This window comes from Mycobacterium sp. IEC1808 (assembly GCF_002101935.1).
Lineage (GTDB): Bacteria > Actinomycetota > Actinomycetes > Mycobacteriales > Mycobacteriaceae > Mycobacterium.
Genome location: NZ_LQPV01000028.1, coordinates 99,494 through 122,799, shown reverse-complemented (window position 1 = coordinate 122,799; position 23,306 = coordinate 99,494). Strand labels below are relative to the sequence as shown.

At 69.9% G+C, this 23,306-nt stretch carries 21 protein-coding genes, 1 pseudogene and 1 riboswitch; of the genes and pseudogenes, 12 read left to right on the top strand and 10 right to left on the bottom strand.

The genetic code is table 11. The features are described from left to right. Window positions 1-4 precede the first annotated feature (4 nt). From AWB92_RS17055 to AWB92_RS17040, 4 genes are read right to left on the bottom strand one after another with little or no spacing between them, the layout of a single operon-like run. The gene (locus AWB92_RS17055; RefSeq protein ID WP_085187577.1) at window positions 5-1,135 is read right to left on the bottom strand and encodes a glutamate--cysteine ligase; all 1,131 of its coding nucleotides are present in this window, start codon (window positions 1,133-1,135) and stop codon (window positions 5-7) included. Next, window positions 1,125-1,832 carry a superoxide dismutase family protein gene (locus AWB92_RS17050; protein WP_085187574.1) on the bottom strand — a complete coding sequence of 236 codons (708 nt, stop codon included), beginning with the start codon at window positions 1,830-1,832 and terminating at the stop codon, window positions 1,125-1,127. Before AWB92_RS17050 ends, AWB92_RS17055 begins: the two co-directional genes overlap by 11 nt. Before the next feature lie 46 nt (window positions 1,833-1,878). Continuing rightward, entirely contained in the window at window positions 1,879-2,352 is a 474-nt protein-coding gene (locus AWB92_RS17045) for a LytR C-terminal domain-containing protein (RefSeq protein WP_068111424.1), read from the bottom strand. Between the two features lie 19 nt (window positions 2,353-2,371). Beyond that, entirely contained in the window at window positions 2,372-2,680 is a 309-nt protein-coding gene (locus tag AWB92_RS17040; protein WP_066931013.1) for a DUF3263 domain-containing protein, read from the bottom strand. Between the two features lie 204 nt (window positions 2,681-2,884). Between AWB92_RS17040 and AWB92_RS17035 the strand changes: the two genes are divergently transcribed. The 5 genes and pseudogenes from AWB92_RS17035 to AWB92_RS17020 form a co-directional block, all read left to right on the top strand. Next, window positions 2,885-3,478: a peptide deformylase gene (locus AWB92_RS17035; protein WP_068111428.1), complete on the top strand. Its 594-nt coding sequence runs from the start codon at window positions 2,885-2,887 to the stop codon at window positions 3,476-3,478. After that, a complete protein-coding gene (locus tag AWB92_RS17030) occupies window positions 3,478-4,230 on the top strand; it encodes a GNAT family N-acetyltransferase (protein ID WP_085187571.1) in 753 nt (250 codons plus the stop codon). The genes AWB92_RS17035 and AWB92_RS17030 overlap by 1 nt, the downstream gene beginning before the upstream one ends. Before the next feature lie 17 nt (window positions 4,231-4,247). Further along, on the top strand, window positions 4,248-5,054 hold the full coding sequence (locus tag AWB92_RS17025) for an exodeoxyribonuclease III (RefSeq protein WP_173817436.1): 807 nt from the start codon (window positions 4,248-4,250) through the stop codon (window positions 5,052-5,054). Window positions 5,055-5,230: 176 nt separating this feature from the next. After that, complete coding sequence (locus tag AWB92_RS29440; protein ID WP_142282145.1) at window positions 5,231-5,671, top strand: hypothetical protein; 441 nt, start codon at window positions 5,231-5,233, stop codon at window positions 5,669-5,671. A gap of 54 nt (window positions 5,672-5,725) precedes the next feature. Continuing rightward, a pseudogene (locus AWB92_RS17020) lies at window positions 5,726-9,928 on the top strand (cation-translocating P-type ATPase); the annotation flags it as partial. Here the strand turns inward: AWB92_RS17020 and AWB92_RS30590 are convergent. Beyond that, window positions 9,828-10,124 carry an Rv1535 domain-containing protein gene (locus tag AWB92_RS30590; RefSeq protein ID WP_241523497.1) on the bottom strand — a complete coding sequence of 99 codons (297 nt, stop codon included), beginning with the start codon at window positions 10,122-10,124 and terminating at the stop codon, window positions 9,828-9,830. The pseudogene AWB92_RS17020 and the gene AWB92_RS30590 overlap by 101 nt on opposite strands. A 63-nt stretch (window positions 10,125-10,187) precedes the next feature. On the opposite strand from AWB92_RS30590, the gene AWB92_RS17015 reads away from it, so the two are divergent. Then, window positions 10,188-10,463, top strand: a complete 276-nt coding sequence (locus AWB92_RS17015) for a hypothetical protein (protein ID WP_142282135.1) — start codon at window positions 10,188-10,190, stop codon at window positions 10,461-10,463. On the opposite strand, the gene AWB92_RS17010 is transcribed toward AWB92_RS17015, so the two are convergent. The 3 genes from AWB92_RS17010 to AWB92_RS17000 all read right to left on the bottom strand — a co-directional run bounded on the left by AWB92_RS17010 (window position 10,460) and on the right by AWB92_RS17000 (window position 15,387). After that, complete coding sequence (locus AWB92_RS17010; protein ID WP_085187565.1) at window positions 10,460-14,245, bottom strand: SpoIIE family protein phosphatase; 3,786 nt, start codon at window positions 14,243-14,245, stop codon at window positions 10,460-10,462. The two genes, AWB92_RS17015 and AWB92_RS17010, sit on opposite strands and share 4 nt — an antisense overlap. Beyond that, complete coding sequence (locus AWB92_RS17005; RefSeq protein WP_068188042.1) at window positions 14,242-14,604, bottom strand: STAS domain-containing protein; 363 nt, start codon at window positions 14,602-14,604, stop codon at window positions 14,242-14,244. Before AWB92_RS17005 ends, AWB92_RS17010 begins: the two co-directional genes overlap by 4 nt. A gap of 102 nt (window positions 14,605-14,706) precedes the next feature. Further along, window positions 14,707-15,387: a PAS and ANTAR domain-containing protein gene (locus AWB92_RS17000; protein WP_241523489.1), complete on the bottom strand. Its 681-nt coding sequence runs from the start codon at window positions 15,385-15,387 to the stop codon at window positions 14,707-14,709. A gap of 69 nt (window positions 15,388-15,456) precedes the next feature. Continuing rightward, window positions 15,457-15,567: riboswitch (TPP riboswitch) on the top strand. Here AWB92_RS17000 and thiC point away from each other — a divergent pair. The 6 genes from thiC to AWB92_RS16970 all read left to right on the top strand — a co-directional run bounded on the left by thiC (window position 15,558) and on the right by AWB92_RS16970 (window position 20,247). Next, the gene (gene thiC / locus AWB92_RS16995) at window positions 15,558-17,189 is read left to right on the top strand and encodes a phosphomethylpyrimidine synthase ThiC (protein ID WP_085187559.1); all 1,632 of its coding nucleotides are present in this window, start codon (window positions 15,558-15,560) and stop codon (window positions 17,187-17,189) included. (Overlaps the previous riboswitch by 10 nt.) Further along, window positions 17,186-18,013, top strand: coding sequence for a bifunctional hydroxymethylpyrimidine kinase/phosphomethylpyrimidine kinase (gene thiD, locus AWB92_RS16990; RefSeq protein ID WP_085187556.1), 828 nt, complete (start codon window positions 17,186-17,188; stop codon window positions 18,011-18,013). Before thiC ends, thiD begins: the two co-directional genes overlap by 4 nt. After that, on the top strand, window positions 18,010-18,633 hold the full coding sequence (locus AWB92_RS16985; RefSeq protein WP_085187553.1) for an alpha/beta family hydrolase: 624 nt from the start codon (window positions 18,010-18,012) through the stop codon (window positions 18,631-18,633). Before thiD ends, AWB92_RS16985 begins: the two co-directional genes overlap by 4 nt. Before the next feature lie 9 nt (window positions 18,634-18,642). Then, entirely contained in the window at window positions 18,643-18,867 is a 225-nt protein-coding gene (locus tag AWB92_RS16980; protein ID WP_068188036.1) for a hypothetical protein, read from the top strand. Window positions 18,868-18,921: 54 nt separating this feature from the next. After that, entirely contained in the window at window positions 18,922-19,356 is a 435-nt protein-coding gene (locus tag AWB92_RS16975; RefSeq protein ID WP_085187550.1) for a MarR family transcriptional regulator, read from the top strand. 21 nt (window positions 19,357-19,377) lie between these two features. Continuing rightward, window positions 19,378-20,247, top strand: coding sequence for an LLM class F420-dependent oxidoreductase (locus tag AWB92_RS16970; protein ID WP_085187547.1), 870 nt, complete (start codon window positions 19,378-19,380; stop codon window positions 20,245-20,247). 2 nt (window positions 20,248-20,249) lie between these two features. Here AWB92_RS16970 and AWB92_RS16965 read toward each other — a convergent pair whose 3' ends face one another. Then, on the bottom strand, window positions 20,250-21,707 hold the full coding sequence (locus AWB92_RS16965) for a peptidase (protein ID WP_085187543.1): 1,458 nt from the start codon (window positions 21,705-21,707) through the stop codon (window positions 20,250-20,252). A gap of 138 nt (window positions 21,708-21,845) precedes the next feature. Further along, window positions 21,846-23,306 (bottom strand): HNH endonuclease signature motif containing protein, encoded by a 1,461-nt coding sequence (locus AWB92_RS16960; RefSeq protein WP_085187540.1) that lies wholly within the window; start codon window positions 23,304-23,306, stop codon window positions 21,846-21,848.

Sequence of the window (23,306 nt, the reverse complement as noted above, 5' to 3'; positions counted from 1 at the left end):
GATGTTAAATGTCCAGCTCGGCCACCAGCGCGTCGACGACCGCGCGCAGGTCGCCGTCGTGCTCCTCAGCCACCCGCCGCTGCCGCTGGTATGACGCCCCGCTTTGGCAAATGTCGGAGACCGCGGCCAGTTCGTCGGCGCAATGCAGCGACTTCGCAATCGGTTCCAGCCGGGTCAGCACATCGTCGAGGTCCTCGGTGACCAGCCGCTCGTTGCTCTCGGCGTCCAGGATGATCACCGCGTCCAGGCCGTATCGCGCCGCGCGCCACTTGTTCTCCTGGACATGCCACGGCGGCATGATCGGCAACGAGTCGCCGGCGTCCAGCCGGCGGTCCAGGTCCACCACCAGGCAGTGCGTCAACGCGACCAGCGCACCGAGCTCACGCAGGTTGGGCACGCCGTCGCACACCCGCACCTCGAGTGTGCCCAGGTGCGGCGAAGGCCTGATGTCCCAACGGATTTCGTCCATGTGGTCGATGATGCCGGTCTTCTTCTGGTCGTAGACGAAGCCTTCGAACTCGGCCCAGGTCTGAAAGTGGAACGGCAAACCGGCCGTCGGCAGCTGCTGGAACATCATCGCGCGATTGCTCGCATACCCGGTGTCCTCCCCGGCCCACCACGGCGACGACGCCGACAGCGCGAGCAGGTGCGGGTAGTAGTTGAGCAGCGACGTCATGATCGGCATCACCTTGTTGGCCGACGAGATCCCAACGTGCACATGAACTCCCCAGATCAGCATCTGCCGGCCCCACCACTGGGTGCGCTTGATCAGCTCGGCGTAGCGCGGCGCGTCGGTGAGCTTCTGCGCGGACCACTTGGCGAACGGGTGGGTGCCCGCGCAGAACAGCTCCATGCCGCGGTCGCGGACGATCTTGCGGGCCGGGCCCAAGGTATCGCGCAGGTCCTGCATCGCCTCCGCGGAACATTCACAGATGCCGCTGACCACCTCGACGGTGTTGCGCAGCAATTCCTTGTGCACGCGCGGGTTTTGGCCGATCTCGGCGATCACGGCGGGGGCTTCGTTGCTCAGGTCGCGGGTCTGCGCGTCGATGAGCGCGAATTCCCATTCCACGCCGATGGTCGGCCGCGGTGAGCGGGCGAAATCGATGTGAGCGCGGGACCTGCTAGCCGGCACCGATGACACCGCACGCCACCCGCTTGCCGGCGTCACCGGTCGTCATCGTCATCTGGTCGGGGCCCGGCGTTCCGTTGGTCTGGTTGTAGCGATCCGATGGGATGTTCGCGAAATTGTCGGCGCCCGCGTGGATCACGATCGCGGTCTTCTCGCCGGTCAGCAGGTCCTCCATGGCGAAGGCGTCGGTGGTCGTCACCAACATCCCGACCCCGTCCTTGCGGACCTGCAGCGAGGTCAGGTCGCCGCTCTCCGGTGACCCGGAATGCCCCGGCGCCTGGAAATGCCCGCCGGCGGACAGGAAGTCGCCGGGCGCGCCGCCGGTCGGGGCCGTCGAATTGGCCTCGCACTTGCCGACCTTGTGGATGTGTACGCCGTGGAACCCCGGCGCGAGGTGGCCGGCGCCGCTCGTCGCGATCGTGATGGTGGCGTAGCCGTTGCTGAAATCGAACTTCGCGGTCGCCACCTCGACCCCGTCGGGTCCCTTCAGCCGGGTGATGATGCTGCGGCCCGCGGGCTGCTGTTGCTGATCGCCCTCGGCGCCCGCACTGGCCGTCGGCGCGCTCGACCCGGTCCACACCGCCGGAGTGGTGCCGGGGACCGACGAGGCGTGCTGGGGCGATGCGCACGCGCCCACCAAGGCGACGCAACCCACCGCGAATAGGGCGGGTATGGCGGCGGCGCTGCGGTGCTTAGGCATAGCGAGAGCCTATCCCGAGCACCCCCGAATTTCCGAGCAGCGACCCTCAGCCCGTCACCAGGACGATGACGCCGGGCGGCTGGTCCTTGAGCGCCGGAATCCGCGGCTGGACGGGCGCTCCCAACTTCTGGCCCACCGCGTCCGCGGTGGCGTGCTCGCCTTCGGCGTCGGTGTAGTACACCGTCGTCGCCGTGACGTCGGGGATCGTCAGGTTGCCGACGTCGGTCACCTTGAACCCGGCGGACGTGAGCTGATCCTTGGTCTTTGCGGCGACACCCTCTTTGGACGAGATGTTGTAGACGTGCACCTCGGCCTGGTTCGCGGGGGCGCTGCTGGTGGCGGCCGACGAGGTGGTGGTGCTGGTGACGCTGGACGCCGCCGAGGCCGACTCGTCATCGGACTTCCCGGAGGAACTGAGCGCCTGCCAGCCGAGCAGCAGGAAGATGACGCCCAGGAACAACAGCACCATCACCATGGCCCGAAGGGGAAGGCCCGTGGAGTCGGGCACGCGCTCTTTCATCGTGCCCCACTGTAGCGAGTTAGGTCACCTCGAAGCCGAGGCGGCGCGCGGCCCGCGCCTTCTGCCGGCTGGCGCGCAGCCGCCGCAGCCGCTTCACCAGCATCGGGTCGGCGGCGAGCGCCTCGGGCCGATCGACCAGCGCGTTGAGCACCTGGTAGTAACGCGTCGCCGACATCGAGAACAGCTCCTTGATGGCGTCCTCTTTCACCCCGGCGTACTTCCACCATTGGCGCTCGAACGCCAGGATGTCGTGCTCGCGACGGGTGAGGCCATCGGCGATTTCAGCGTCGTCCCCCGATCGATTTGCCCGCGCCATGGCGCTGTCCATATCCGCTTCCCCTGGACCCTTCCGGCGATTCTCGACGTGCTCGAATGACTTGACTTACGTAGGCGTTTCAAGGGCATGTTCGCGCGAATATTGAACCACGCCGCGAACCCTCAAGCCGTAATCCAGACCCGCGAGTCGGCCGATTCGCTGTGATTGCCCGGCTCCCCCGGAGGCCGCGGTGGCCCTTGAATAAGCTGACCGATCATGGCAGTCGTACCCATACGCATCGTCGGAGACCCGGTCCTGCACGCCCCGACGACGCCGGTGGCCGTCGCCGCCGACGGTTCGCTGCCGGCCGAGCTGCCCGAGCTGATCGCCACCATGTACGACACCATGGACGCCGCGCACGGCGTCGGGCTCGCCGCCAACCAGATCGGATACGGTCTGCGGCTCTTCGTCTACGACTGCTCCGAGGACCGCGGGCTGACCGACCGCCGGCGCGGCGTCGTCATCAACCCGGTCCTGGAGACCTCCGAGATTCCCGAGACCATGCCGGACCCGGGTGACGACGACGAGGGCTGCCTGTCGGTGCCGGGCGAGTCGTTCCCCACCGGCCGGGCGAAGTGGGCGCGGGTGACCGGGCTCGACGCCGACGGCAGCCCGATCGCCATCGAGGGCACCGGCCTGTTCGCGCGGATGCTGCAACACGAGACCGGGCACCTGGACGGCTTCCTGTACCTGGACCGCCTCATCGGCCGGCACGCGCGCGCCGCGAAACGCGCCGTGAAGTCACACGGTTGGGGCGTTCCGGGACTGTCGTGGCTGCCGGGCGAGGGGCCGGACCCGTTCGGTCACTGATGGTCGCGTGGCCGGACCTGGGAACGCGGGTGACGGTTCGCTATCGGCTCCCCGCCGGATCCGTTCCGCCGCTGACCGATGCGGTCGGACACCTGCTGGCGGTCGATCCGCTGGTACGGGTACGGACGAAAACCGGCGCGGTGGTGCAGTTCGCGCCCACCGACGTCGTCGCGCTCCGGGCGCTGACCGACGCGCCGGTGCGCACCTCCGACATCCGGGCGGTCGAGCACGCGGCCGCCGCGGCGTGGCCCGGCGCCGAACAGGCCTGGGTCGACGGCTGGCTGCTGCGCGCCGGGCCCGGGTCCTTCGCCAATTCGGCTTTACCACTTGATATCTCGGCCCAAATGACCGCCGTCCCGGCGATCGTCGACTGGTATCGACGCCGACACCTGACACCGCGGCTGGCCATCCCCGACCGCTTGCTCCCCATCCCGACCGGCGTGCCGAGTGAACGCACCGAACAGATCCTGGTGCGCGATCTCTCGGGCGTCACGCCGGGACAACGGCGCGACGGGGGCTGGCGCGCGGCGGTCACCGAAGCGCCCGACGGGACCCGGTGGCTGTGCCTGGCGGCCGACGGCCCGGCGCCTCCCGAGTGCGAGACGCTGTTGGCCTGGGGCGCCGGCCAAGGGGCGACCCGCGGTTGCCTGCAAGTCGGTGACGACGACGCCGACAACCTCGCCCTGGCCGCGGCACTCGGCTTCCGGCTACACCACCGCCGCCGCTATATCCGGGCGATCGATACCGTCTAGCCATGCCCGACGGCGCGATTCGCTTGGCCACCTGGAACGTGAATTCGATTCGCACGCGCCTCGACCGCGTCCTCGACTGGCTGGCCCGCGCCGACGTCGACGTGCTTGCCATGCAGGAGACCAAGTGCGCCGACGGCCAGTTCCCCACCCTGCCGTTCTTCGAACTGGGCTACGAGGTCGCACACGTCGGCTTCAACCAATGGAACGGCGTGGCCATCGCCTCACGCGTCGGCCTCGACGACGTCGCGATCGGCTTCGAGGGCCAGCCCACCTGGACGTCCAAGCCGGAGGTGGCCGCCACGGCGGAGGCCCGCGCGCTGGGCGCCACCTGCGCCGGGGTGCGGGTGTGGAGCCTGTACGTGCCCAACGGCCGCGCCGTCGGCGACCCGCACTACACGTACAAGCTGAATTGGCTTGCAGCGCTGCGGGATACGGCCGCGGGTTGGCTGCGCGACGACCCCGCGGCGCCGATCGCGCTGGTCGGCGACTGGAACATCGCCCCGACGGACGAGGACGTGTGGAGCACCGAATACTATGCCGGCGCGACCCACGTGTCCGAGCCCGAGCGGCGCGCGTTCGACGCCATCGTCGACGCGCAATTCACCGACGTGGTAAGGCCTTTCACGCCTGGCCCCGGCGTCTACACCTACTGGGACTACACCCAGCTGCGGTTCCCGAAGAACCGGGGCATGCGCATCGATTTCATCCTCGCGTCACCGGCGTTGGCCGGCCGCGTCACCGGCGCCCAGATCGCCCGCGACGAGCGCAAGGGCAAGGCCCCGAGCGATCACGCGCCGGTGCTGGTCGATGTGAGCCCGGTTTAAGCTCCATGTGAGCCCGGTTTAAGAAGTTGCTCGTTGTACGCGCGTTTGTAACGTGGCAGGCTTTCGCCCTATAGATGCAGAGAACTATTTCGTTGTTGCTGTTAACCTCGCGTTCAACGGGTATACGGGTTGCCACGCGGTTCCCAGTGAGAGCGATGAGATACCAGGGAGTGATCATGGGTGTCGTCGGCGGGGCAGTACGCAACGTGGGCAAGACGGTGGGACGCGCCGCGGACGCGACCACGGCGGCCGCCGGAGCCGTGGGCGGGGCCGCCGTCAACGGAGTCGTCGGCGGTGTCACGGGAGCCGCCGAGGGCATCAAGCGCGGGATCAACAGCGGCAGTCACTCGACGCCCGCGGCCGCGTTGGCGCTCGGCGCGATCGGCGTGGCCGGACTGGTCGAGTGGCCGGTGCTGCTGGCCGTCGGGGGCGGGGCGCTCCTGTTGCACAAGATGAATCGCAAACCGCAGAACGGCGCCGCGCCGAAGGCCAACCTCAAGCCGGTACCCTCCGAGCCGTCGAAGAAGGCGGCGCCGCAGAAGGCCGCCAGCAAGCCGGCGGCCAAGAAGGCGGCCGGGCGCCGCGCCGGTGCCGCCGAGCTGCGCAGCACCAACTAAGAATCGTCCGGGGAGCCCTTGAGCATTGTCACGTCGCTACCACGATCGACGCCGCTGCGGGGTCTCACCGGACTGGCACAAGAGGCCCTTCACATCGCGGCGATTCCGCTGCGCGAAGGCGCCAGGGCGCTCACCGGCGACCTCCCCGCCGAAACGCTGAGCCGGCGCTGTTGGCGCGGCGAGCAGCGCGCCTGGATCGAGGTGCGCGGCCTCGAAGACGCGAATGACGGCGGATTGGGCCGCGCCGTGCTCGACGGGCTGGGCGACCACCCCGGCGTCACGTCGGCCAGCCTGAACCACCCACTGTCCCGCGTCGTCGTCACCCTCGCCGATCCGGACATTTCGCTGCGTGACCTGTGCCGCGTTGTCGAGGACGCCGAAAAACGTTGCCGCGCAACCAACAAGGCGCCCGCGACGGCTTTGCCGGGCGACGGCGTGGTGGCGGCGACCCGGGCCGTGACCGTGGCCGCCAACGCGGCCGGGCTGGGCATCGCGCTGGCCGGGCGTGCGCTGCGCTGGCCACGACTGCCGATCGGGATCCAGGCGCCCGTCGTGGCGATCGACTACCAGCCCTGGCTACGACGCCTGCTCGAGGACCGCATCGGCGGACCCGCGACCGACACCGTGCTGACACTGGCCATGACGGCCGCCGAAACCGTCACGCTCGCGCCGGCGTCGCTGTCGGTGGGCCTGCTGATGCAGTCGCTGAAGGCCGCCGAATGCCGCGCCGAGGCACGCGCCTGGCGACGGCACGAACCTGAGCTGGCCCGCCACGCCGACCAGCCGCCCGGCGACGCGCCGTCGCCGCGGCCGCCGCGGGCCCGGGTGGTGGAACGCGGCGCAGCCGGCCGCTTCGCGCTCATCCAGGCGCTCGGCGCGGGCCTGGTCGGCGCCACCACCCGCAACCCGAACATGACCGCCACCGCCGTGCTGGTGACCGCCCCCAAGGCCAGCCGGACCACGCCGGAGGCTTTCGCCGCCGCCCTGGGACGCGGGTTGGCCGACCGGCACGCCGTCCTGTCGCTGCGGCCCGACGCGCTGCGCCGCCTGGACCGCGTCGACGCGATCGTCATCGACCCGCGGGTGCTGTGCACCACCGGCATGCGGGTGGCGCGCATCCGCGGCGCCGACGAGCGTGAACTGTCCGCCGCCTGGAACCGCGCCCAGCTGGTGCTGCAGAACAACGGCCAACGGCCGGGCTGGCACCGGGTGCCCGGGATGTCCGCCAGCGAGCCGCACGCGGCGGTCGAGGCGCTCTTCCGCCCCTCCCACGACCCGCTGGCGTCGGCCGTGGTCGCCGAGGCGCACCGCACGGGAGCGGAGCTGGTGTCGGTCGACGTCGATTCCCTGGGCGAGCTGCGCCCCGCGTTCGACGAGATCATCCCGCTCGCCAACGGCTCGATGGACGACGCGCTCGCGCGCGCCGTCGCGGACCTGCAACAGCAGGGCAGAACCGTCGCACTGCTGTCATCGTCCGGCGCACAAGCGCTTTCGTCGGCAGACGTGGGGCTGGGCGTGCTACCGCAGCCCGGCGGCGGCCCGCCGCCCTGGTGCGCGGACCTGCTGCTGCCCGACCTCGCGGCCGCCTGGCGGGTGCTGCACGCGCTTCCCGCGGCCAAGGCCGCCACCCAGCGCGGGGTCGGGATATCGGCCGGCGCGACGGCCATGGGATCGCTGCTGATGATTCCGGGCGTGCGCGGCCTGGGCCCCGGACCGGTGACCACCGGCGCCGCGGCGGGCGCGCTGTCCGGCTACCTGCTGGCCCGCGGGATCATGACGGCGGACGCGCCGCGGCCGGCGGCCGTTCACGAGTGGCACGCGATGTCCGTCGAGCAGGTGCGCAAGGCCCTGCCGCCGCCCGAGCCGGACGCGCAGGCCGAGCCCGAAGGGCGGGTCGAAGCGCCGCCGAACGCCGTGTGGCAACTCCTCAAGGCCGTGCGTGCCGAGCTGACCGACCCGCTGACCCCGGTGCTGGCGCTCGGGTCGGCGGCCAGCGCGGTGCTCGGTTCCCCCGTCGATGCCGTCCTGGTGTTCTCGGTCTTGACCGGCAACTCGATCCTGGCGGCCAGCCAGCGGCTGCGCGCCGAGAACCGCCTCGATCGCCTGCTGGCACAGCAGATCCCGCCGGCCCGCAGGGTCGACACCGGCCCGGACGGCGAGCGCAGCTACACCGACGTCATCGCGGCGCAGCTGCGGCCCGGCGACATCATCGAGATCCGGACGCACGAGGTGGTGCCCGCCGACGCGCGGATCCTCGAGGAGGTCGACGTCGAGGTCGACGAGTCGACGCTGACCGGCGAGTCGCTGTCGGTGGAGAAGCAGGTCGACGCCACGCCGGGCGCCGACCTCGCCGAGCGTCGCTGCATGCTGTACGCCGGGACCACCGTCGTGGCGGGCACCGCGGTCGCCGTGGTGACCGCGGTCGGCGCCGACACCCAGGAGCGCCGCGCCGCCGAGCTGGTGTCCGGCGACACCGCGTCCGACATCGGCCTGCAGCACCAGCTCAGCCAGCTCACCAACCGGGCGTTCCCCGTCAGCGTCACCGGCGGCGCGCTGGTCGGCGGGTTGGGGATGTTGCGCGGAACGGGCCTGCGCCAGGCGGTGGCCAGCGGCATCGCCATCGCCGTCGCCGCGGTCCCCGAAGGGATGCCCCTGGTGGCGACGCTGGCGCAGTCGGCCTCCGCGCGACGGTTGACCAAGTTCGGCGCGCTGGTCCGCGTTCCGCGCTCGGTGGAGGCGCTCGGCCGCATCGACGTCGTCTGCTTCGACAAGACGGGCACGCTGAGCGAGAACCGCCTGCGGGTGGCGGAGGTCCGTCCGGCGCCGGGGCACTCGCCGGAGGAGGTGCTGCGCCACGCGGCGCACGCCGCCCCCGCCGCCAACGGCAGCCCCCAGGCGCACGCCACCGACGCCGCGATCGTCGAGGCGGCGCAGCGTTCGCTCGACGGCTCGGCGCCGACCGGGGAAGCGGACGCGCACCTGCCCTTCCGCTCCGGGCGGTCGTTCTCCGCCTCGGTCACCGGCACGGAGCTGACCGTCAAGGGGGCGCCCGAAGTGGTGCTGGCCGCCTGTGAGAACACCGGCCCGAAGATCCAGAAAGCGGTCGGCGAACTGGCCGCCGGCGGTCTGCGGGTGATCGCGGTGGCGCAGCGCCGGCTGACGGCGCAACAGGCCGAGGCGATCCGCGACGACCCGGACGACATCGCGGACTTCTGCCGCGACGGGCTGACCCTGACCGGGTTCCTCGGCCTGTCCGACACCCCGCGCCCCGAGGCGGTCGACCTCCTGGCGAACCTGCGCCGCCAGGGCGTGGGCATCAAGCTGATCACCGGCGACCACCCCATCACCGCGCTGGCCATCGCCCGGGAGCTGGGCCTATCGGTGACCGACGAGCAGGTGATCAGCGGTTCCGAGTGGGACGCGTTGTCGCGCAAGGACCAAGAGCGCGTCGTGACCGAGCGGGTGATCTTCGCGCGGATGACGCCCGAGAACAAGGTGCAGGTGGTCCAGACACTGGAGGGCGCCGGCGTGCTGTGCGCGATGGTCGGCGACGGCTCCAACGACGCCGCCGCCATCCGGGCCGCCACCGTCGGCATCGGCGTGGTCGCGGGCGGCAGCGACCCGGCCCACATGGCGGCCGACGTGGTGCTGGTGGACGCCCGAATCGAGGCGCTGGTGCAGGCCATCGAGGAGGGGCGCCAGCTCTGGCAGCGGGTGCAGGCGGCGGTGTCGGTGCTGCTCGGCGGCAACGCCGGCGAGGTGCTGTTCGCCGTCATCGGCAGCGCGATCACCGGCACGTCGCCGCTGAACACCCGGCAGCTGCTGCTTGTGAACATGATGACCGACGCGCTGCCGGCCGCCGCCCTGGCGGTCAGCGAGCCCAGCACCCCGATGGACCCGGGCATTCGGGGCCCCGACCAGCCCGCGCTGTGGCGCGCGGTGGCCATCCGCGGCGTCACCACGGCCGCCGCGACGACGGTGGCGTGGGCGATGGCGAGCGTCACGGGACGCCCGCAGCGGGCCTCCACCGTGGCGCTGGTGGCGCTGGTGGGCGCCGAGCTCGGCCAGACGCTGCTGGACTCTCACGCCCCGCTGGTGGTGCTCACGGCGGTGGGTTCGCTCGGCGCGATGGGGACGCTGATCAGCATCCCGGTGGTCAGCCAGTTGCTCGGCTGCACACCGCTTGGTCCGGTCGGCTGGGGACAAGCTCTGGGCGCCGCCGCCGGGGCGACTGTCGCGATAGCGGTTCTGAACCGGTTTTCGGACGGTTGGGGCAGCCCGCACACGCTGCCACCAGGACCTGACGCGACGACCGATGCGCCGTCCGATCGGAATGGCGAATCTCAACCACCCCGGCCCGCCAAAGCAGCGCATAAAGTTGCACCAGAGGCACCTTCAGCACCAAAGCGATCGACGAAACCAGCGGATCGGACACGGAGTCGGTCGTCGACATAAGTCCGACGGTGGTCGGAGTACTCGGCGGGGCGGCAAACCCTTCGTTACCGAAAGGCGAATCATGGCCGAAAAGAAATCGCGCAAGGGGACCTCGCAGAGCGAAGCGGTGCAGAAGATCCGCGAGGGCGAAACGTTCGTGGTGAACGTGCCGGTGGTGGGTCAGGTGGAGATTCCGCGACCCGAGCAGCTGGCCTACTACGGCGGCCTGGCGGCCCTGGCGGCGTTCGAACTCATCGACTGGCCCGTCGCCCTGGTCATCGCCGCCGGCCACGTGCTCGCGAGCAACCACCACAACCGGCTCCTCGAGGAGCTGGGCGAGGCGATGGAAGAGGCTTAGCCGCTCACCGCGTTATCGAACTCCAGCGTGACCCGGGTGCCGCCCGGGGTGCGGTCGGTGGCGACGCGGTCGGCCAGCCCACCGATCAGGGTGAGCCCGCGCCCGCGCCGTCGGCTGCGCAGGCTGGCGGACGAATCGCCAGCCCAGCTCCCCGTGTCGCTGACGGTGACCGCGACGGTCTCCCCGTTTAGGAAGGCCTCGACGGAGACGGTACGGCGCGCCTCGCAGCGGCTGCCGTGCTCGATGGCGTTGGTGACCGCCTCGCCCGTCGCCAGCAGGACGTCCTCTTCGCGGTGCGGCGCCGCCGCGATGCTGTCCAGCCAGCCGCGCAGCTGGCGGCGCGCGACTGGGATCTGCGCCGGCACCGCCGGCAGCACGGTGGCGAAGCTGCGCGCGGCCGCGTGGCTCGGGCGCAGCGCGAGCACCACCACGTCGTCGCGGTAACCCCCCGGCGGGGCCATGCACGCCAGCAGCTCGGCACACACCGATTCGACCGGCAAGCCGGCGCAATCGGCGGCCGCGGCCTTCAGGCGGGCGAATCCCCGGTCCAGCGTCTCCCCGGCCCGCTCGATCAGTCCGTCGGTATAGAGCAGGAGCAGGCTTCCCGGTGCCAGCTCGGCCGTCGCGGTGACGTTGTCTGGGCCGTTATCCGGGCCGCTCTCCCAGACCGCCACCGGGGGCCGCCGACCCGACTCGAGGTAGACGGGGTCCCCGTCGGCTGGAACGACTAGCGGGTAGGGATGCCCGGCGCAGCTGTAGCTGACGGTGGCGCCGCCGCCATCCGTGGCCCCGATGTCGACGAGGGCGTAAGCCACCGTCGCGCAGCGGGCGCCCGTGACGCTGGCGGCGTACCGGTCCAACGCGCCCAGCACTGCGGCCGGCTCGGCCGCGCTGAGCGCCGAGGCGGCCACCGCGGCGCGCAGCCTGCTCATCACGATCGCGGCGGCCAAGCCGTGCCCGACGACGTCGCCGACCGAAATGCCGATCTGGCCGGCGCGCCCCAGCGGGGTGACCGAGTACCAGTCGCCGCCGACGCGCATCGCCTCCCCGGCCGGCTGGTACACGGCCGCCACGACGGCCGCGGTCGAGCCGCGATCCAAGTCGAGCAGGTGCTCCTGGAAGTCGACGGCGATCCGGTGCTCGCGCGCCATGATGCGCACCCGGTCCACCGCCGACTGAGTGAGGGCCGCCATCCGGCGGAACCTGTCGAGTTCGGCGGCGCCGAACCGGCGCGGCGTGGGCCACAGCAGCGCCAGCACGCCGACGACGCGACCACCGTTGTCCCGCAACGGATGAGCGACACAGGCGCGGACGCTCGCCGCGGTGTCACGCACCGCGTGCTCGTAGCGCGGGGGCAGGTCGAAGGTGTCGCCGACGACCATCGGCTCGCCGCTGTTCACGACGTCGACCCCGACCAGCGGGGCGTCGAGCGCGGCGACGTGGTAGCGGTCCCGCACCTCCGCGGGCACGTCGCCGGCGTACTCGAACCGGAGGTGGCGCTCGCCGTCGAACAACCCGATTGTCACGGCGGCGGCATCCCCCGGGCCCGAGCAGGTGTCGATCAGCGCGCGCAGTATTCCGGCCACCGAGTCGGTGGCCTGCAGAGCGGAGTCGAGCTGCACCAGGTCGAGCTGGGCCTCGCGGAACTGGCGGTCCCGCTCGCGGCCGACCGCGGACAACCGGGACGCCACCCGGTCGACCAGCTCCTGCGACCGGAAGGGTTTGGGCAGGTAGTCGTCGGCCCCGCCGGCGAAGCCCTCGTCGACGGCCTCCGGGCCGGCCCGCGCCGACAGCATCAGCACCGGCGTGGCCGCGAGCGCAGGGTCCGCGCGAATCGCCGCGACCAGGTCGAAGCCGCTGAGGCCCGGCATCATGACGTCGGTCACGATCGCGTCCGGGCGCAGCTCCCTCGTTGCGGCCAGTGCCGACTCCCCGTCGGCCACCAAAACCGTTTGCCAATGGGGCGATAGCACCCGCTCCAGGTGGGCTCGCATGTCGGCGTTGTCGTCGGCCACCAACACCAATTGGCGCGGCCGGTCCTGGGCGGCGGCGGCCGGATCCGCAACGGCCGTCAGCCACTGCTGCGCCTCGGCCACGTACGGGTTGCTCACGTCCGGCGTGCCCGCGGGGATCTGCTCGACCGGTGCGTCGGCGACCGACCGCGGCAGCCGGATGGTGACCGTGGTTCCGCGATCCGGTTCGCTCTCGATCTCCACCGTTCCGCGTTGCAGCTCGACGAGCCCACGCACCAGCGACAGCCCGATGCCGGCGCCCTCCACACTGCGGCCGCGGATGTTGTCGGCCCGGTAGAAGCGTTCGAACAGGCGGTCCAGGTCCTCCGGCGAGATGCCCACCCCGGTGTCCCGCAATGCGATTCGACAACCGTCGCCCTCGGCGCGCACCTCGATCGTGATCGATCCGCGCAGCGTGTACTTGACGGCGTTGGAGAGCAGGTTGAGCACGATGGTTTCCCACATGGCCGGATCGACGTCGGCAAGCACCGGGCCGCAGTCCAACACGAGCTCCAGGCCCGCCCGCCGGCACAGCTCGGTGAACGACGACGCGATGTGCTCGGTGAGCGCGCCGACGTCGGTGCAGACCAGGTTCGCGTTCGCCCGGCCCGCCTCGATGCGGGAGAAATCGAGCAACGAGTCCACCAGGCGCTGCAGGCGCCGCGCGTTACGCCCGGCGGTGGTCAGGCGATCCGCCAGTACGCTTTCGGGCGGCGCGTCGGACAGCGCGTCCTCGATCGGCCCCAGCAAAAGGGTTAGCGGCGTGCGGAATTCGTGGCTGACGTTGGTCAGAAAAGCCGTCTTGGCGCGGTCCAGCTCGGCCAGCGCGTCGGCCCGCAGCCGCTGCTGTTCGTAGGACGCTATCCGCGCGAACGTCGACGACAGCTGGTCGGCCAACAGCTGACAGAAGCCGCGGTACTGGTCGTCGAGCGGGCAGCGCGGATTGACGCCGACGACCAATGCCCCGGCGGCGGAGCCCTCGCCCAGCGGCAACACCAGCGCCCGCTCCGGACAGTCCGCACCGAGGATCGCATCGAGCCCCGACAGCGCCGCCCCGACGTCATCGGTGAACGCCCGAAGCGATCGCGGCAGGACCGGCAGCACCGACGCCGTCGCGCCGCGCAGCACGACGTCGGCGTCGGCGCCGTAGACGGCGATGAATGGCAGGTCCGCGGGCTGGGCCGCACACACCGTGACGGCCGCGCCGACGGCGTCATCGATGCTCTGAGTTCCGATGACGGCGGCGGCCAGGTCGTTGAGCAGGCGCAGGCGCCGCTCCCCCAGCACCCGCTCGGTCGTTTCGTTCACCGCGCAGAAAATCCCGGAGACGTCGCCGCCGTCGCCGATCAACGGGCCGTAGGTGAAGGTGAAATACCGATCCAGCCGCCGGCCTTCGACCACCATCGTCAGCAGCAGGTCGTCGGACCAGGTGGCCTTGCCCGTCTCGACGACGCTCGCCAGCATGGGCGAGATCGATTCCCAGATGTCCCACCACACTTCCCGGCCGGGCCGGCCGAGCGCGGACGGGTGCTTGTCGGCCAGCGCCGATATGTAGGCGTCGTTGTAGACCAGGAACAACTCTTGCGCCCCCAGCCACAGCACGATCGGGAATCGCGACGTCAGCGCCGTCACCGCCGCCGCGCGGAATTCGGCCGGCCACCGCTGCGGCGGACCCAAAGGGTGCGCGTCCCAGTCGAACTCGGCAAACCGGCGGCCCATCTCGCCGCCCAGGGCGACCGCGGCCGCGAGGTCGGCCGGCAGCGGGTTCATTGCCGGCGGTCGCGTTGCAGGGCGTCGGAAAGCGTCGGGTAGATCTCGAGGATGCGATCGAGCTCGGTCACCTGGATCGGTCGAAGAACCTGGTCGTTGTCCGCGACCAGCCGCACCGACGTGCCGGTTTCCTTGCCACCTTCGTGGCAGTCGAGGACCGCGTTCAACGCCGCGCTGCCGAAGAAGGTCACCGGTTGCAGGTCGACGATCACCAACCGGGCCGGGTGCTTCGCGGCCACCTGCAGCGCGGCGACCAGGTGGGGCGTGAGCTGGTCGACGGTGCTGGAATCGACATCGCCTTTGACCCGAACGAGTACAGCGTCCTCGCGGGCCTCGTGGTCAACCGCCAACAATTCCATGCCTTTCACCGCCTCGAACACTCCGAATCCCTTCCCTGGGCGTCACTGCGGCGCCCCGAATATGCAGCATGCCCAGGAAAGAATGTTTCGAAGCCTAGCGATTTACCCGGACGGCTCCGCGGGAATGCGTTCGTGCACCGTCAGCAGCAAATGGTCGAACTGATTTTGGGCCGAGGCGGTCGGTACGGGCAGCGTCACGACCTCGGTCAGCAATTGCTTCGCCAGGGAGCGCAGCTTCACATTCGTCTCCTGCGAGCGCCACTGCAGCACGCGAAATGCCTGCTCGGCGCTGACCCGGTAGACGTACATCAGCACGCCCTTGGCCTGTTCGATGGCCGCGCGATTCTCGAACAGGTCCGGCAGCGCCTCGTCGAGCACTTCCTGCCGCGCCTCGTCGAAGGTGTTGGCGAGGTCGATGTAATACCCCGCCGTGCCCAGCACCGCGCCGGAGTCGTCCAGCATGCGGTCGGCCACCACGATCGCGTCGTGCACGTTGCCCGCGGTGTCGAGGAACCGGTGGCGGCTCGAAAACGACTCCTCGGACTGCAGCGCGAAGTCCAGCAGGTCCTGGACGTGGGCACGGTCATCGGGATGCTTGTGCGACAGCAGCAGTTTGGTCGTCGGCTCCACTTGCCCGGGTTCGTAACCGTGCATCCTGGCGACCTCGTCGGACCATTCCCAGCGCTGGCCGACGAACCAGAAGCGGAAGGCCCCGACGTTCAGGTACCTGCTCGCGGCCGCGGCCGCTCCGACCGGCTGCGTCGGGCTCTCGGCGGGTTGCACGTTTTGCATCCTCCCACCCGGTGGGTACTCCCGGCTACCGCTCAGGGGGTAACGTCGCGGGCGGACCCATCCACAACACGCGGGAGCGCACGCCGAGTGCGCTGAGAGGACGGCTCGGGGCCGTCGACCGTACGAACCTGACCGGGTAATGCCGGCGTAGGGAGCACAGAATGACCGACACCCTGTCAACAGCGGCGCCGTCCGTCACCACCGGACCCATCGCGGGCAGCAGCAAGGCCTATCGCGAGCTGGAGGGGGTGCCCGGCGCGCGCGTGCCTTTCCGGCGGGTCAACCTCTCCACCGGGGACCACTTCGACCTCTACGACACCTCCGGGCCCTACACCGACCCGGACGCGGTGATCGACCTGACGGCCGGGCTGCCGGCGCGGCCCGGCGTGGTCCGCGACCGCGGCACCCAGCTGCAGCGGGCCCGGGCCGGCGAGATCACGGCCGAGATGGCGTTCATCGCCGCCCGCGAGGGCGTGGCCGCCGAACTGGTGCGCGACGAGGTCGCCCGCGGCCGCGCGGTGATCCCGGCCAACCACAACCACCCCGAGAGCGAGCCGATGATCATCGGCAAGGCGTTCGCGGTCAAGGTCAATGCCAACATCGGCAATTCGGCGGTGACGTCGTCGATCGCCGAAGAGGTCGACAAGATGGTGTGGGCCACCCGCTGGGGCGCCGACACCATCATGGACCTGTCCACGGGCAAGAACATTCACGAGACCCGCGAGTGGATCCTGCGCAATTCGCCGGTGCCGGTGGGCACCGTGCCGATCTATCAGGCGCTGGAGAAGGTCACCGGCGATCCGACCCGGTTGACCTGGGAGATTTACCGCGACACCGTGATCGAGCAGTGCGAGCAGGGCGTGGACTACATGACCGTGCACGCCGGCGTGCTGCTGCGGTACGTGCCGCTGACCGCCAAGCGGGTCACCGGGATCGTGTCGCGCGGCGGCTCGATCATGGCGGCCTGGTGTCTGGCCCATCACCAGGAGTCGTTCCTGTACACGAACTTTGCCGAATTGTGTGAGATCTTCGCGCGCTACGACGTCACCTTCTCGCTCGGAGACGGGTTGCGGCCCGGTTCGATCGCCGACGCCAACGACGCCGCCCAGTTCGCCGAGCTGCGCACCCTGGGCGAGCTGACCAAGATCGCGAAAGCCCATGGCGCACAGGTGATGATCGAGGGCCCCGGGCACATCCCGATGCACAAGATCGTCGAGAACGTGCGGCTGGAAGAGGAGCTGTGCGAGGAGGCCCCGTTCTACACGCTGGGTCCCCTGGCGACCGACATCGCGCCGGCCTACGACCACATCACGTCGGCGATCGGCGCGGCGATCATCGCCCAGGCCGGCACCGCGATGCTGTGCTACGTGACGCCCAAGGAACACCTGGGGCTGCCGGACCGCAAGGACGTCAAGGACGGCGTGATCGCCTACAAGATCGCCGCCCACTCCGCCGACCTGGCCAAGGGACACCCGCGCGCGCAGGAGCGCGACGACGAGCTGTCCAAGGCGCGCTTCGAGTTCCGCTGGCACGACCAATTCGCACTGTCGCTGGACCCCGACACCGCGCGCGAATACCACGACGAGACCCTGCCCGCCGAACCCGCCAAGACCGCGCACTTCTGCTCGATGTGCGGCCCGAAGTTCTGCTCGATGCGCATCACGCAGGACGTCCGCGACTATGCCGCCGCGCACGGCCTCGACAGCGAGGAGGCGATCGAGGCCGCGATGGCCGAGAAGTCGCAGGAGTTCGCCGAGCACGGCAATCGGGTGTATCTGCCGATCACGCAGTGAATTTCCTGCCCCTAGCCGCGCCCGGCGCCACGCCGTTGCGCGTGCTGACCATCGCCGGCTCGGACTCGGGGGGCGGCGCGGGCATCCAGGCCGACATGCGCACCATGGCGCTGCTGGGCGTGCACGCCTGCGTGGCGGTCACCGCGGTCACCGTGCAGAACACGTTGGGAGTCAAGAGCTTCCACGAGGTGCCCGACGACGTCGTCGCCGATCAGATCGAGGCCGTGGTCACCGACATCGGCATCCAGGCCGCCAAGACCGGGATGCTGGCGTCCTCGGCCATCATCGCGGCGGTGGCCGCCACCTGGCGCCGGCTGGGGCTGACGGTGCCACTCGTCGTCGACCCGGTGTGCGCGTCCATGCACGGCGACGCGCTGCTCGCGGCGTCGGCCCTGGATTCACTGCGCGGCCAACTGTTTCCGCTCGCCACGCTGGTGACGCCGAACCTGGACGAAGTGCGGCTGCTGGTGGACGTCGACGTAGTGGATGCGGGGTCCCAGCGGGAGGCGGCCAAGGCGCTGCACGCGCTGGGCCCGCGCTGGGTGCTGGTCAAGGGCGGCCACCTGCGCTCCTCGGACCGCAGTTGCGACTTGCTCTATGACGGCGCCGAGTTCCACGAGTTCGACTCGCAGCGGCTGCCCACCGGCAACGACCACGGCGGCGGCGACACGCTGGCGACCGCGGTCGCGTGCGCGCTGGCGCACGGCTTCACCGTGCCCGAGGCGGTCGGGTTCGGCAAGCGCTGGGTCACCGAATCCCTGCGCGCCGCCTACCCGTTGGGCGCCGGCCACGGACCCGTCTCACCGCTGTTTCGGCTGTCATGAACCTGGAGGCGATCGCGGGCGTCGCTCACGAACCCGACGGAGCACCGGCCGGTGTCGTGGTGTTGACACACGGCGCCGGCGGTGACCGGGAATCGCCTCTGCTGCAACAGGTCTGCGACGAGTGGGCGCGGCGCGGCTGGCTCGCGGTGCGCTACAACCTGCCCTACCGCCGGCGCCGGCCCATGGGGCCGCCGTCCGGGTCCGCGGCCGGTGACCGCGAGGGCATCGTCGAGGCGATCACGTTGTGCCGCAGCCTATCCGGCGGCCCGCTGATTGCCGGCGGTCACTCCTACGGCGGGCGGCAGACGTCCATGGTCGTGGCCGAGGGTGACGTTCCGGTGGACGTGCTGACGCTGTTCTCGTATCCGGTTCATCCCCCGGGCAAGCCGGACCGTCCCCGCACCGAGCACCTTCCCGACATCCGGGTGCCCACCGTGTTCACCCACGGGACGTCCGACCCGTTCGGCACGCCCGACGAACTGCGCGCCGCCGCAGCGCTGATCACCGCGCCGACCGAGGTCGTCGAGATCACCGGCGCGCGCCACGACCTGCGCTCCAAAACCCTCGACGTGCCCGCCCTCGCGATCGAGGCCGCGCTGCGGCTGGTTCGATTAGCATAATCGGCAACAATGTTGGAAAAACTTCGCCGAGTGCTCGAATACCGGCTGAGCATCGCCCAGCTGATGGCCATCGCGCTCATCCTCGGCACCCCCTACCTGCTGGTGGGAACCATCTGGTCGACGACCCACACCGAGCATCTGCATCAGATGCACGGCATCGACCTGGCGGTGTCGTTCCTGGGGTCGATCGTGTCGTGGCCCGTCCTGCTCTTCGCCAACGTCTGCATGACGTGACGCCTTAGTCAGTTGAAACTGGACAGTTTCAACTGACTAATTTAGGGTGGTGTCATGGACGGCATCAGTGACTCGGCCGTGGCGGCCGCCCGCGATCTGCGGGTGCTGTTCAGCCGGCTGCGACGCCGGCTGCGGAGTCTGGGGGTCGACGAGGACCTCACGCCGTCCCAGACCGCGGTGCTCACCCGGCTCTGGAAAGAGGGCGCGTCGTCGGCCAGCGCGCTGGCCGGCGCCGAAGGGGTGCGACCGCAGTCGATGGCCACGATCGTGGCCGCGCTCGAGCAACGCGGGCTCATCCAACGCACGCCGGACCCCGAAGACGGTCGGCGCCAGGTGATTTCGTTGACCGCCGCGGGCCGGCGGCGCGCCGAGAGCGACCGCCGGGTGCGGGAGGAGTGGCTGGCGCGCGCCATCCAGGAGCGGTATTCCGAACGGGAACGCCGCGTCATCCTCGATGCGCTGTCGCTGCTCGAGCGTCTGACCGACTGACGAAAAAGAGGGGAAACTGCAATGGAATACGCCGTTCACTTCATCGACTTCCTGCCGGGCGATCCGGCGAGGCTGGGTCCGACGCTGGCCGACGCGGCCAAGGCCGCCGAGCAGGGCGGCGCCACGCTGTTCACCCTGGCCGACCATTTCTTTCAGATGGAAAACGTTGGGCGAGCTGAGGATCCATTCCTCGAGGGCTACACCTCGCTAGGCTTCCTGGCCGGGCAGACCACGACGATCGAGCTGGCCCTGCTGGTCACCGGGGTCACCTATCGCTACCCGGGCGTGCTGGCCAAGACGGTGACGACCCTGGACGTGCTGTCGGCGGGCCGGTCGATGCTGGGCCTGGGCGCGGCGTGGTACGACCGCGAACACATCGCCCTCGGCGTCCCGTATCCGCCGCTGAGCACACGGTTCGAGATGCTGGAAGAGACGTTGCAGATCTGCCTGCAGATGTGGAGCGACAACGACGGCCCGTACGCCGGCACCCACTACCAGTTGGCCGAGACAATCTGTGTGCCGCAACCGATTCGGCGGCCCCCGATCCTGATCGGCGGCGACGGCGAGAAGAAGACGCTGCGGCTGGTGGCACAGTACGCCGACGTCTGGAACAGCACGACGAGCGATGTCGAGGCACTCAAGCACAAGGTCGACGTGCTGAACCGCCACTGCGACGCGGCCGGCAGAGATCCCGGCGAGATCCGCAAAACGGTCGGATTTTTCGACGACCCCTTCGCGGACACCGACGCGTACCTGAAGACGGTCGAGCGGTGCGCCGAGCTTGGCTTCGAGATGATCAACACGGGTCCCGTGCCCGGCAACCCCGACCCCGTCGGCTTCATCCGCCGGTTCGGCGACGAGGTGGCGCCCAGGATCGCCGAAATCGCCTGAGCCTAGCCAGGATAGCGCGAGTAGCAGGCGTCCATGTTGCCGGCGACGCCGCCGCGGAAGGCCGCGATCCGGGTGAACCCGGCCGGCACGCTGGTGCCATCGGCGTCGCTGGCGACCAGGTGGTTGATCAGCAGGCCGGAGACGGCTTCGTCGAGATCACCGGCCGTCAGCACGAGTTGCTTCTGGGACGCCAGCTCGATCGGTTCGGCCATCTTGCGATGCACGACACCGGTCAGGCACGCGGTGCGCAGCGCGGTCCAGGGACTCTGCATCGCCAGGCCGCGTTCGTGCTGCACCGCCAGGGCGTACCTGGACATCACCATCGACAGCGCGGTGTCGTCGCCCTGCGGCAGCGTGCGCTCGCTCTCGGCTGAAACCTTGCCGGCCTGCGCTAGCCCGGGCAGGTCGACGACGATCGTGTTGGTGGCCGGGCAGTAAGACGCGGGCGGGCTGGGCTTAGCGTCGGGGCAGTCGGCCGGCTTGTACGACAGCGTCGGTGGACTCTTGGGGGAGAAGATCTTCCCCAGGAGTTCCATCAGCGTCGACAACGTGTCTTCGTTGATCGGGACCTCACCGGTCTCGGGATCCCCGCTGGAGTCGGTCCGAAGGGCGGTCGGCAGGTCGCCGCGACGCTGGGCGATTTCCTGCTTGTTGATCGCCGCGCACGCCGAGGCGCCGTTGATGAAGCCCATCTGGAAGGCGCTGATCCGGTCCAGCGCCGACCCGTGTTCGTCGTCGTTGGTGGTGTCGGCGTCCAGGACCGGGTCCCGTGTGGTGATGATCCCGGCCAGCACGTGGTCGAGCCCGTCGGCGGTGCTCAGCGTGAAACGCGGCGACTTGCCGTCGGCCACCCAGTACATGTAGACGCCGGCGAAGCAATCGGCCTGCTGTTCGCGGACGATGGTTGGGTCCGTACGGGTCACCAATTTCGCCATCTGCTGCAATGCATGGCCGAATTCGTGTGCCAACACACCGTTCACGGACATGTCACCGAAATAGCGTTGCGCGACGGCCATGAACACCCCGCGGTCCCAGGCGATGAGGTTGCAGCGGGACGTGAAAAAGGCGTTGACGAGCTTATAGGTTTCGCTATGGCAAACGATCGGGCTATTCGGATTGTCGGAGTCGTAGGACACCATCTTGGCGACCGGGATGAAAGTACCTTTCAACGATTCGCTGTACACCGACTTCCAGTAGTCCTCGATGTCGTTGATGGACAGCAGGGACAGCTTGTCGATCGGCCCGTTGTCGGTGTTGATCACCGTGCCGGTGGGGTCCGGTGCGTTCGCGCGGATCCCGCTGGGACCGCTGGTCGCGGGCAGGCCGCCCACCCGGAAGGGGTCGTTGAGCATCGACAGCGCCCGCCCGTCGACCATCGTGGTGCAGCCCGCCACCACGAGCACGACGCCTGCGCAGGCGATTGCCGCCTTCAGACGTCGTCTCCGCCCGCGCACATTCATGACAAACCTCATCCCGACCGGGCTGCAAGGCAGCATCAAAGGGATCTCATTCTAGATGCCCTGGCTAACTCTGACAGCCCAAATTTCTTCGGGCCGGGCGGTATTCACCCGGTAAATTGCCGGTGCCCCGATGATCCCTTAAAAGGGCGGCGGTTCTTCGTCGTCGGCCGGTGGGGCTGGCCCGACGTAACTCCAGGCTTCGGGTGGGCGAGCTTCGCGGGCTTGGCGGTTGTGTCGGCGTTCGGTAGCTATGCGCGCGGCGTGGTTTTGGGCGCGAGTCTTGGAGCGCAACGGCATCCTCGCGGTGCGCTCCCCGCGGCGCTCGGCCGGGGTGACCCGGTGGCATGACCGGGTCGGTGCGCACAGGCTGGGGAACAGCAGGGCGCTGCCCGGGGTGGTCACATAGGTGTGCCCGCCGGGAAGCCGCCAGATGACCGTGCCGTCGGGCAGCTGTGTGTCCTCCCAGCCCCAAAAGGTCTTCAGCAGATGATGCAGGCGGCAAAGGCATTTGAGGTTCGACGCGTGGGTTGCCCCGCCGTCGGCGTAGGGGATGGTGTGGTCGATGTCGCAGTGGGTGGCGGGCCGGTCACAGCCCGGGGCCCGGCAGGTCAAATCCCGGCACCGCACAAAGTCGGCCAGCTTGGTCGACGGGGTGTAGCCGGGCTCCGGATCGGTCGGCGCGAAAAGTGGCCTCAGTGTGGCGGTTTTGGCCAGTTCGGCGACAAGCTCGGCGGGAATCAGCTCCTCCGCGCCCAGGAGGGCCGCCGGAGTTGTCCCACGACCCTCGACGGTGGCCTGCGCGGCGACGACACGGATAACCACCGGCCCCGGCACACGCCCACCCGCGGCGCAGTCGGGCGTGCCGCACCGGCACCCCAGCCGAACGGCCCCGGTGGCCAGCGCCCCCAGCGCGTCGGCGCGCCGCTGATCACGAGTGCGCGGATCGGCCTCGCACACGGTGGCGGCCAGTGCCTCTAGACGCTGCTCGAGCGCGTTGGCGTCGGTGCTGAACAATCGGCCATAAACCTCCGACATCCCGGGCTCGGTCTCCCAGATCGTCACCTCGCGCCGCTGGACGCGGTCCTTGTTGCGGCGCACGGCATCCGGGTCTGCCGCCGCGACAAGCCGATCAATCTCGCCGGCCAGCCGACCCCGGGTCATCGACGGCCACCGCGCAGCGCGCACCGCCAATTCGGCATCCACTCGGGACAGCACCTCGGGATCGGTGATCAAGTCGGTGCGATACACCAATGTCTGAAACAACCGGTAATCGATGTCGCCTGCGCGAAATGCAGCCGCCGTCATCGGCAGCCGCTCCCGCATCGCCAACGCGTAGCGTAGATAACTGCCCGCCATCGCAAGGCTGGTCCGGAACGCGGCAGCCACCTCCGCGCCCACCGCCGCCCAGGTGTCCACGGCCCAATCGGCCTCCTCCCCACGCTGGGCGCGACGCAGCTCGAACAGCTCCCCGATCGCGTCCAACCGATCCGCCGCCGCGCGGGCCTCCGCCCGCCACGACGCGCACATGCGCCCGATCAGCGCGGCAGAGCGCTCGGTCTGCGGGGGCTCCCAGTACTCATGAAGCCGAGTATCGAACAT

Coding starts and splice junctions, on each gene's coding strand:
- AWB92_RS17005 (WP_068188042.1), bottom strand. CDS start 14,604: ATGGAATTGTTGGCGGTTGACCACGAGGCCCGCGAGGACGCTGTACTC.
- AWB92_RS30590 (WP_241523497.1), bottom strand. CDS start 10,124: ATGTCGACGACCGACTCCGTGTCCGATCCGCTGGTTTCGTCGATCGCT.
- AWB92_RS17050 (WP_085187574.1), bottom strand. CDS start 1,832: ATGCCTAAGCACCGCAGCGCCGCCGCCATACCCGCCCTATTCGCGGTG.
- AWB92_RS17015 (WP_142282135.1), top strand. CDS start 10,188: ATGGCCGAAAAGAAATCGCGCAAGGGGACCTCGCAGAGCGAAGCGGTG.
- AWB92_RS16975 (WP_085187550.1), top strand. CDS start 18,922: ATGGACGGCATCAGTGACTCGGCCGTGGCGGCCGCCCGCGATCTGCGG.
- AWB92_RS16960 (WP_085187540.1), bottom strand. CDS start 23,306: ATGTTCGATACTCGGCTTCATGAGTACTGGGAGCCCCCGCAGACCGAG.
- AWB92_RS29440 (WP_142282145.1), top strand. CDS start 5,231: ATGGGTGTCGTCGGCGGGGCAGTACGCAACGTGGGCAAGACGGTGGGA.
- AWB92_RS17035 (WP_068111428.1), top strand. CDS start 2,885: ATGGCAGTCGTACCCATACGCATCGTCGGAGACCCGGTCCTGCACGCC.
- thiC (WP_085187559.1), top strand. CDS start 15,558: ATGACCGACACCCTGTCAACAGCGGCGCCGTCCGTCACCACCGGACCC.
- AWB92_RS16980 (WP_068188036.1), top strand. CDS start 18,643: ATGTTGGAAAAACTTCGCCGAGTGCTCGAATACCGGCTGAGCATCGCC.
- AWB92_RS16965 (WP_085187543.1), bottom strand. CDS start 21,707: ATGAATGTGCGCGGGCGGAGACGACGTCTGAAGGCGGCAATCGCCTGC.
- AWB92_RS17030 (WP_085187571.1), top strand. CDS start 3,478: ATGGTCGCGTGGCCGGACCTGGGAACGCGGGTGACGGTTCGCTATCGG.
- AWB92_RS17045 (WP_068111424.1), bottom strand. CDS start 2,352: ATGAAAGAGCGCGTGCCCGACTCCACGGGCCTTCCCCTTCGGGCCATG.
- AWB92_RS16970 (WP_085187547.1), top strand. CDS start 19,378: ATGGAATACGCCGTTCACTTCATCGACTTCCTGCCGGGCGATCCGGCG.
- AWB92_RS16985 (WP_085187553.1), top strand. CDS start 18,010: ATGAACCTGGAGGCGATCGCGGGCGTCGCTCACGAACCCGACGGAGCA.
- AWB92_RS17040 (WP_066931013.1), bottom strand. CDS start 2,680: ATGGACAGCGCCATGGCGCGGGCAAATCGATCGGGGGACGACGCTGAA.
- AWB92_RS17010 (WP_085187565.1), bottom strand. CDS start 14,245: ATGAACCCGCTGCCGGCCGACCTCGCGGCCGCGGTCGCCCTGGGCGGC.